The organism is Pseudomonas sp. Leaf59 (assembly GCF_920984685.1).
GTDB lineage: Bacteria > Pseudomonadota > Gammaproteobacteria > Pseudomonadales > Pseudomonadaceae > Aquipseudomonas.
Genome location: NZ_CAKLBR010000009.1, coordinates 97323 through 107955, shown reverse-complemented (window position 1 = coordinate 107955; position 10633 = coordinate 97323). Strand labels below are relative to the sequence as shown.

1 protein-coding gene (running past one end of the window) is annotated in these 10633 nt (G+C 59.2%); it reads right to left on the bottom strand.

Annotated elements, in window-relative coordinates; genetic code table 11:
* A protein-coding gene (locus LUB09_RS12235) for a retention module-containing protein (RefSeq protein ID WP_231422688.1) crosses the window boundary here: on the bottom strand, positions 1-10459 show its 5' portion. Its footprint begins 26 nt before the window's first position; the window shows 10459 of its 10485 coding nt (coding positions 1-10459); the start codon lies at positions 10457-10459; its stop codon lies off the left edge, out of view.
* Positions 10460-10633 lie beyond the last annotated feature (174 nt).

Genomic DNA, 10633 nt, shown 5'->3' with positions numbered 1-10633 from the left:
CGACCGGCGCATCGTTGACCGGAGTCACGGTGATGGTGCCGTTGACAGCCGGTGAGGTCAGCACGTTGCTGCCGTCAGCGTTGCCGCTGTCGGTGGCGGTGTAGGTGAAGTTCACCGTGCCGTTGAAGTCGGTAGCCGGTTTGAAGTAGACGGTGGCCTCGCCATTGCTGGCGGTGATCGGGCCGGTCACTTTGGTGGTCATGGCCGCGTCGGTGTAGAAGGTGCCGTTGCTTGGCGTGCCAACGGAGAACGATTTCACGTTGGCTAGACCGTCTACGTCGGTCGCGCTCAGCTTGACCGCGATGCCGCTGGTTGGGTCTTCGGCACCGGTCGCAGTGGTTGCAATGGCAACCGGCGCGTCGTTGACCGCAGTGACCACAATGCTCACTTTGCCGGTGGTGACTTCTGCAACGCCTGTACTCAGCTCGGTGGCCGTGGCTTTCACGGTCAGGTCGAAACTGGCCGTCGAGTCCTTGAACGGGGTGACCGTCAGGGTTTTCAGGTTCCAGGTGCTGACGTCGTAAAGCGTGTTCGCGCCGGTCGAGGTGAAACTGTGGCCGTTGGTGCCGTCGGTGATCACGGTGCCTGCCGGCAGGCCGCTGACTTCTACCTTGTGGGATTCCGAGCCATCGTTATCGACAAACGTGGTAGTGATCGGGCTGACCTTGATGCTGCCGTCTTCCAGGCCATGGTTGTAGACATAGCCGGTGTAATAGCCTTCACCATTGACCACATGGCTGTCGCCCAGCACTGCGCCGGAGGCTTTCAAGGCGTCCACGCTGGTGTAGGTCTGCACGCCGCTGCTGCCCAGCGCCATGGACGGGCCGTTGTTGATCGACACATTGATGTCGTAATTGCCCGGGCCGTTCTGGTTGTAGTGATAGACGTCGAGCGTGTAGTAACCCGACTCGGTCGGCGTGAAAGGCGTCGCAGTAATCGCGCTGCCCTTGCTCCAGGTCTCGGTCGACACGACCTGACCGCCCACCGTTACCGCCAGGCTGTCATCGGCAGTGCCGGTGAAGCTGTAGCTCTTGCCGGCTTCCAGGTAAATCAGGCCGGACACTTTGGTCGCCGTGCCATCCACCACGTTAGTGTTGCTGACGTTGCTGACCACACCGGTGAAGGCTGCGCTGTCAGCGGTCTTGGCGTTGATCACCCGGATCAGGTCGCTGGACTGCGCAACGCCGTTACCGCTGGTGCCCAGGTCCTTGGCCAGCGTGCCGCCGGTCCAGGTCTGCAGGGTCAAACCGGTCGGCACCGCGCTGTATTGGCCAAGGCTCACAACCGGCACGTCCGTCACCGGGTGGATATCCACGGTGATGGTTTTAGTGTCGCTGTAAGCGCTGCCGTCGGTGGCCTGGAACTTCAGCTCGGTGTAATCGCTTTGCTTGTTGCCCACACCGCTGCCGCCAAAGCTGTTGTCGCCTGACTCGTTGGCCGCCGGGGTATAGCGCACATTGTGGTTGTCGAAGTCGGCCTGGCTGAACGCCTTGCCGGCCGAGGTATCGGTTTTCAGGTCAGCGGTGGTCAGTTGCGTCCACACGCCGTTGACTTTGTACTCGATGGCACCGGCAGGCAGGCTGGTGAACACCACCCCTGGGCTGGCCGAATCCACATCCTTGACGCCGAAGGTCGACCAGGTCAGTTCGACCGAGGTGTCTTCGTTGCTGGCAATGTTGCCATTGGTGGCAATGGGTGCGTCGTTGACCGCCACGATATTCACGTTCAGCGTGCTGCTGGAGCCGGTGTTGGTGGTGTAGCCGATTTGCGGTACATCACCGTTGAAGTCTTTGACCGGTGTGAAGGCGTAGGCACCGTCTGCGCCGATGGTGATTGAGCCAACGCCCGCAATAACGGCCGTCTGGCCGGCGGTGTAACTGGTGCCACCGACGTTGAACGTGGCGACAGTCAGTACGTTGTCGACGTCGACGTCATTCGAAAGCACGTTGCCGGTGGCAACGTTATCTTCCAAGGCACTGCCGGTATCTGCCTTGAGGACGCTTGCGTCATCAACCGCGTCGATCTTCACATCCAGGGTGCTGCTGGAACCGGTGTTGGTGGTGTAACCGATTTGAGGAACGTCACCGTTGAAGTCTTTGACCGGGGTGAAGGCGTAGGCGCCGTCAGTACCGATGGTGATTGAGCCAACACCTGCGATAGCCGCGGTCTGGCCGGCGTTGTAACTGGTGCCGTTGACGCTGAAAGTCGCGACGCTCAACACGTTGTCCACATCGACGTCGTTGCTCAGCACGTTGCCAGTGGCAACGTGATCTTCCAAGGCGCTGCCGGTGTCCGCTTTGAGGACGCTCGCGTCATCAACTGCGTCGATTTTTACGTCCAGCGTGCTGCTGGAGCCGGTGTTGGTGGTGTAGCCGATTTGCGGCACGTCGCCGTTGAAGTCTTTGACCGGTGTGAAGGCGTAGGCGCCGTCGGTGCCAATGGTGATTGAGCCAACGCCCGCAATAACGGCCGTCTGGCCGGCGGTGTAACTGGTTCCACCCACGTTGAACGTGGCAACAGTCAGTACGTTGTCTACGTCAACGTCATTCGAAAGGACATTGCCGGTGGCAACGTTGTCTTCCAGCGCACTGCCGGTATCGGCCTTGAGGACGCTCGCGTCATCAACCGCATCGATCTTCACATCCAGCGTGCTGCTCGAACCGGTGTTGGTGGTGTAGCCGATTTGCGGCACGTCGCCGTTGAAGTCTTTGACTGGGGTGAAGGCGTACGCGCCATCGGCGCCGATGGTGATCGAACCAACACCAACGATGGTCGCGGTTTGACCTGCGGTATACGTGGTGCCGCCGACGTTAAAGGTCGCAACGCTCAACACATTATCCACATCGACATCGTTGCTCAGCACGTTACCGGTAGCAACGCTGTCTTCCAGCGCGCTGCCGGTGTCGGCTTTGAGGACGCTTGCGTCATCTACGGCGTCGATCTTCACGTCCAGCGTGCTGCTCGAACCGGTATTAGTGGTGTAGCCAATTTGAGGCACGTCACCGTTGAAGTCTTTGACCGGGGTGAAGGCGTAGGCGCCGTCGGTGCCAATGGTGATTGAGCCAACGCCTGCAATAACGGCCGTCTGGCCGGCGGTGTAACTGGTTCCACCCACGTTGAACGTGGCAACAGTCAGGGTGTTATCTACATCCACGTCGTTGCTCAACACATTGCCAGTGGCAACGTTATCTTCCAGAGCACTACCTGTGTCCGCTTTCAACACGCTCGCGTCATCGACCGCATCGATTTTCACATCCAGCGTGCTGCTCGAACCGGTGTTGGTGGTGTAACCGATTTGCGGCACGTCGCCGTTGAAGTCTTTGACCGGCGTAAAGGCATAGGCGCCGTCGGAGCCGATGGTGATTGAGCCAACGCCAGCAATGGTCGCGATCTGGCCTGCGTTGTAAGTGGTGCCATTAACGTTGAAGGTTGCAACGCTCAACACGTTGTCGACATCGACGTCGTTGCTCAACACGTTGCCGGTAGCAACGTTGTCTTCCAGGGCGCTGCCGGTATCGGCTTTCAACACGCTCGCGTCATCAACTGCGTCGATCTTCACGTCCAGCGTGCTGCTGGATCCGGTGTTGGTGGTGTAACCGATTTGCGGCACGTCGCCGTTGAAGTCTTTGACCGGAGTGAAGGCGTAGGCGCCGTCAGTACCGATGGTGATTGAGCCGACGCCCGCGATAACAGCGGTTTGACCTGCGGTATATGTAGTACCGCCCAAATTGAAGGTGGCGACGGTCAGTGTGTTGTCTACGTCGACATCGTTGCTTAGCACGTTGCCGGTGGCAACGTTGTCTTCCAGCGCACTACCGGTGTCTGCTTTGAGGACGCTCGCGTCATCTACAGCGTCGATCTTCACATCCAGCGTGCTGCTGGAACCGGTGTTGGTGGTGTAACCGATTTGCGGCACATCACCGTTGAAATCTTTGACCGGCGTAAAGGCGTAGGCACCGTCTGCAGCGATGGTGATAGAGCCAACACCTGCGATAGTCGCGGTCTGGCCTGCGTTGTAAGTGGTGCCATTAACGTTGAAGGTCGCAACGCTCAACACGTTGTCCACATCAACGTCGTTGCTCAACACGTTACCAGTGGCAACGTTGTCTTCCAACGCGCTACCGGTGTCGGCCTTGAGGACGCTCGCGTCATCAACTGCGTCGATCTTTACATCCAGGGTGCTGCTGGAACCGGTGTTGGTTGTGTAGCCAATTTGTGGCACGTCACCGTTGAAATCTTTGACTGGCGTAAAGGCATAGGCGCCGTCGGCGCCGATGGTAATAGAACCAACGCCCGCGATGGTCGCGGTTTGACCTGCGGTATACGTGGTGCCGCCGACGTTGAAGGTCGCAACGCTCAACACGTTATCCACATCGACATCGTTGCTCAGCACGTTGCCGGTAGCAACGTTGTCTTCGAGGGCGCTGCCGGTATCGGCTTTCAACACGCTCGCGTCATCAACCGCGTCGATCTTCACGTCCAGAGTGCTGCTCGAACCCGTGTTGGTGGTGTAGCCGATTTGCGGCACGTCACCATTGAAGTCTTTAACAGGCGTGAACGCGTAGGCGCCGTCGGCATCGATGGTGATTGAGCCGACGTTCGCGATAACAGCGGTCTGGCCGGCGTTATAGCTGGTGCCGCCCACATTGAAGGTGGCGACGGTCAGTGTGTTATCTACGTCGACATCGTTGCTTAGCACGTTGCCGGTGGCAACGTTGTCTTCCAGCGCACTACCGCTGTCTGCTTTGAGGACGCTCGCGTCATCAACCGCGTCGATCTTCACGTCCAGCGTGCTGCTCGAACCTGTGTTGGTTGTGTAGCCAATTTGTGGCACGTCACCGTTGAAATCTTTGACTGGCGTAAAGGCATAGGCGCCGTCGGCAGCGATAGTAATGCTGCCGACGCCTGCAATCACCGCCGTCTGGCCGGCGGCGTAACTGGTGCCACCTACGTTGAAGGTCGCGACGCTCAACACGTTGTCGACGTCAACGTCGTTGCTCAGCACATTGCCAGTGGCAACGTTGTCTTCAAGCGCGCTGCCGGTGTCGGCTTTCAACACACTCGCGTCATCAACAGCGTCGATCTTCACGTCCAGCGTGCTGCTCGAACCGGTGTTGGTGGTGTAGCCGATTTGCGGCACGTCGCCGTTGAAGTCTTTGACCGGCGTGAAGGAGTAGGCGCCGTCTGCGCCGATGGTGATTGAGCCAACTCCAGCAATGGTCGCGGTTTGGCCGGCGTTGTAAGTGGTGCCACCAACATTGAACGTGGCAACAGTCAGTACGTTGTCGACGTCGACGTCATTCGAAAGCACGTTGCCGGTGGCAACGTTATCTTCCAGAGCACTACCTGTGTCCGCTTTCAACACGCTCGCGTCATCGACCGCGTCGATTTTCACGTCCAGCGTGCTGCTCGAACCGGTGTTGGTGGTGTAGCCGATTTGCGGCACATCGCCGTTGAAGTCTTTGACCGGTGTGAAGGCATAGGCACCGTCTGCAGCGATGGTGATCGAGCCAACGCCTGCGATGATTGCGGTCTGGCCGGCGTTGTAGCTGGTGCCGTTGACGCTGAAGGACGCAACGCTCAACACGTTATCCACATCGACATCGTTGCTCAGCACATTGCCGGTAGCGACGTTGTCTTCCAGCGCACTGCCGGTATCAGCTTTGAGGACGCTTGCGTCATCTACAGCGTCGATCTTCACATCCAGCGTGCTGCTGGAACCGGTGTTGGTGGTGTAACCGATTTGCGGCACGTCACCGTTGAAGTCTTTGACCGGCGTAAAGGCATAGGCGCCGTCGGCGCCGATGGTGATTGAGCCAACGCCAGCAATGGTCGCGGTCTGGCCTGCGTTGTAAGTGGTGCCATTAACGTTGAAGGTCGCAACGCTCAACACGTTGTCCACATCAACGTCGTTGCTCAACACGTTACCAGTGGCAACGTTGTCTTCCAACGCGCTACCGGTGTCGGCCTTGAGGACGCTCGCGTCATCAACTGCGTCGATCTTTACATCCAGGGTGCTGCTGGAACCGGTGTTGGTTGTGTAGCCAATTTGTGGCACGTCACCGTTGAAATCTTTGACCGGGGTGAAGCTGTACGCGCCGTCAGCACCGATGGTGACAGCACCCACGCCTGCAATGGTTGCGGTCTGGCCAGCGGTATAGGTGGTGCCGCCCACATTGAAGGTGGCAACAGTCAGTGTGTTGTCTACGTCGACGTCATTCGAAAGCACGTTGCCGGTGGCAACGCTATCTTCCAGGGCGCTGCCGGTGTCTGCTTTGAGGACGCTCGCGTCATCTACAGCGTCGATCTTCACATCCAGCGTGCTGCTGGAACCGGTGTTGGTGGTGTAACCGATTTGCGGCACGTCACCGTTGAAATCTTTGACCGGCGTAAAGGCGTAGTTGCCGTCGGTACCGATGGTGATTGAACCAACGCCCGCGATGGTCGCGGTTTGACCTGCGGTATATGTGGTGCCGCCAACATTGAACGTGGCAACAGTCAGTACGTTGTCGACGTCAACGTCATTCGAAAGCACGTTGCCGGTGGCAACGTTATCTTCCAGAGCACTACCTGTGTCCGCTTTCAACACGCTCGCGTCATCGACCGCATCGATTTTCACGTCCAGCGTGCTGCTCGAACCGGTGTTGGTGGTGTAGCCAATTTGCGGCACATCGCCGTTGAAGTCTTTGACCGGGGTGAAGGCGTAGGCGCCGTCAGCACCGATAATGATGCTACCCACACCTGCAATCACGGCCGTTTGGCCGGCGTTGTAAGTGGTGCCACCTACGTTGAAGGTGGCAACAGTCAGTGTGTTGTCTACATCGACGTCATTCGAAAGGACGTTGCCGGTGGCAACGTTGTCTTCCAGCGCGCTACCGGTGTCTGCTTTGAGGACGCTAGCGTCATCAACCGCGTCGATCTTCACGTCCAGCGTGCTGCTGGAACCTGTGTTGGTGGTGTAGCCAATTTGCGGCACGTCACCGTTGAAATCTTTGACCGGGGTGAAGCTGTACGCGCCGTCAGCACCGATGGTGATAGCTCCAACACCTGCGATGGTTGCGGTCTGGCCAGCGGTATAGGTGGTGCCGCCCACATTGAAGGTCGCAACAGTCAGTGTGTTGTCTACGTCGACGTCATTCGAAAGGACGTTGCCGGTGGCAACGTTATCTTCCAGGGCGCTACCGGTGTCTGCCTTGAGGACGCTCGCGTCATCAACAGCGTCGATTTTTACGTCCAGGGTGCTGCTGGAACCTGTGTTGGTGGTGTAGCCGATTTGCGGTACGTCGCCGTTGAAGTCTTTGACCGGTGTGAAGGCGTAGGCACCGTCTGCAGCGATGGTGATCGAGCCAACGCCTGCGATGATTGCGGTCTGGCCGGCGGCGTAACTGGTGCCACCGACGTTGAACGTGGCAACAGTCAGTACGTTGTCGACATCGATGTCATTCGAAAGGACGTTGCCGGTGGCAACGTTGTCTTCCAAGGCGCTGCCGGTGTCCGCTTTGAGGACGCTCGCGTCATCAACCGCGTCGATCTTCACGTCCAGGGTGCTGCTGGAGCCCGTGTTGGTGGTGTAGCCGATTTGCGGTACGTCGCCGTTGAAGTCTTTGACTGGCGTGAAGGCGTAGGCGCCGTCGGCGCCGATGGTGATTGAACCAACGCCCGCGATGGTCGCGATTTGACCTGCGGTATATGTGGTGCCGCCGACGTTGAAGGTCGCAACGCTTAAGACGTTATCCACATCGACGTCATTTGAGAGCACGTTGCCGGTGGCAACGTTGTCTTCCAGGGCGCTGCCGGTATCGGCTTTCAACACGCTCGCGTCATCAACCGCATCGACTTTCACGTCCAGCGTGCTGCTCGAACCTGTGTTGGTCGTGTAGCCGATTTGCGGTACGTCGCCGTTGAAGTCTTTGACTGGAGTGAAGGCATACGCGCCATCAGTACCGATAGTGATGCTACCTACGCCTGCGATAACGGCGGTTTGGCCTGCGGTATAAGTGGTACCACCGACGTTGAAGGTCGCAACGGTCAGTACGCTATCTACGTCAACGTCATTCGAAAGGACATTGCCAGTGGCGACATTGTCTTCCAGGGCGCTACCGATATCTGATTTGAGAACGCTTGCGTCATCAACAGCATCGATCTTCACGTCCAGCGTGCTGCTCGAACCCGTGTTGGTGGTGTAGCCGATTTGCGGCACGTCACCGTTGAAGTCTTTAACCGGGGTGAAGGCGTAGGCGCCGTCGGCGCCGATGGTGATTGAACCAACGCCCGCGATGGTCGCGGTTTGACCTGCGGTATATGTGGTGCCGCCGACGTTGAAGGTCGCAACGCTTAAGACGTTATCCACATCGACGTCATTTGAGAGCACGTTGCCGGTGGCAACGTTATCTTCCAGCGCACTACCGGTGTCGGCCTTGAGGACGCTCGCGTCATCTACAGCGTCGATTTTCACATCAAGCGTGCTGCTGGAACCCGTGTTGGTGGTGTAACCGATTTGCGGCACATCGCCGTTGAAGTCTTTGACCGGCGTGAAGGCGTACGCGCCGTCAGCGCCGATAGTAATCGAGCCGACGCCAACAATGGTCGCGATCTGGCCTGCGTTGTAAGTGGTTCCACCGACATTGAACGTAGCAACAGTCAGTGTGTTGTCCACATCGACGTCGTTGCTCAGTACATTGCCGGTGGCAACGTTGTCTTCCAGGGCGCTGCCGGTGTCTGCCTTGAGGACGCTCGCGTCATCAACCGCATCGATCTTCACGTCCAGCGTGCTGCTCGAACCCGTGTTGGTGGTGTAACCGATTTGCGGCACATCACCGTTGAAGTCTTTGACCGGCGTGAAGGCGTACGCGCCGTCAGCGCCGATAGTAATCGAGCCGACGCCAACAATAGTCGCGGTCTGGCCGGCGTTGTAAGTGGTGCCGTTGACGCTGAAAGTCGCGACGCTCAATACGTTGTCGACGTCGACATCATTCGAAAGCACATTGCCAGTGGCAACGTTATCTTCCTGCACCGTGCTGGTGTCCGCCTTCAACACGCTCGCGTCGTCGACCGCCACCACGTTCACATTCAGCGTGCTGGTCGAACCGGTGTTGGTGGTGTAGCCGATCTGCGGCACATCACCGTTGAAGTCCTTGACCGGGGTGAAGGTGTACGCGCCATCGGCGCCGATGGTGATGCTGCCCACGCCGGCAATGGTCGCGGTCTGGCCGGCATTGAAGGTGGTGCCGCCGACGTTGAAGGTGGCAACCGACAGCACATTGTCGATATCGCTGTCGTTGCTCAGCACATTACCGGTCGCAACGCCGTCTTCGGCGAGGGTGGCGGTGTCGGCCACCAGCACGCTCGGGTTATCCACAGCGATCACTGTGGTGGTCGCCGCTTGCGGGTTGATCGCGAGGTTCTCGTAGTTGCCACCGCTGGCGGCCGTGATGCTCGCGCTGACGGTCAGGTCCTTGCCATCGGCCAGGTTCGCCGGGGTGTCGACGCTGACGGTGCCGGTGGTTTTGCCGGCTTCAATGGTGATGGTGGTGTTGTTGGACAGCGTGACGGTGACGTCGGTCTGCGCGGCGTTGGTCACCGTGGCGGTGTAGACGATCTTGCCGCCCTCATCCACCGAGGCGGCGGAGGTGAGGGTCACGGTGGTGGTGTCGATGGTGTCGTTGACTTGCGTCACCGCAGGCGTCGGATCCGTGGTGACGACCACGTTGCCGCCGCCGGAAGTGCCGGCGATGGTGGCGGAGATCGACGAGGCATCCAGGTACGGCGTGTCATTGCCGGCGAAGGTGACGTTCAGCGCGCCGGAGGTCTGGCCGGCCGCGATCACTACGGCCAAGCCGTTGGACAAGGTAACGGTGAGGTCGCTGGTCGGCGCCTGGGTGGCGAATGCGGTGTAAACCACCACGCCGCCGGCTTCGGTGATGGTCGGCGTGGCGGTCAGGGTGACGGTGACGTTTTGCGCAGTGGCGCCGTTGTTAGTGTTGCCGGCGGTAAGCGGCGCAGCGCCGGCATCCGCAGCGTTCAGGCCGTTGGTCGGATAGCCGATGGTAGGGTCGACCACGCCTGCGGTCGCGTCCAGCACCACGAAGCTGTGCCCGCCCCCGACAGCGCCGTCTGCACCGGCCGCGCTCGGGCCGGCGGCGGTGGCTTCGAGGTCCTGGGTCGGGTCGGCGCCGGCGGCGATGGCTTGCTGCAACTCGGCAACGGACGGTGCGGCCTGGGCAGTGGCGGCGCTCAGGTCAGTGGACGAGTCAGGCGCGTCGGCGCTCCACTGGCTGTCGCGGCCCAGGTCGATCACGCGGCCATCGGTAAGCTCCAGCGACACGGCGCCAGCGGGGCCGGTATCGACCTGCTCCCCGGCGAACAGGCGATCACCTTCTACAAGCAGGCGACGAATCCCTTCCGGGGATACCGCAAACACTTGACCGACAATGCTTTTGACGACCGCAACGCTGCTCATAAAAAATCTCCGAAATACCATTCAGGGGGCATCCATCAAGGAGACCGGCCCTACCGCTGGTGCCGATTCAATAGCTGGAGTACTTGAATTTCTGCGTAAAAATTTTGGCGTCAATATTTTGATGTTTTTCCGGAAAAATTACTTTTCCGTCAAGGTATTGACCTATTGGGCGCC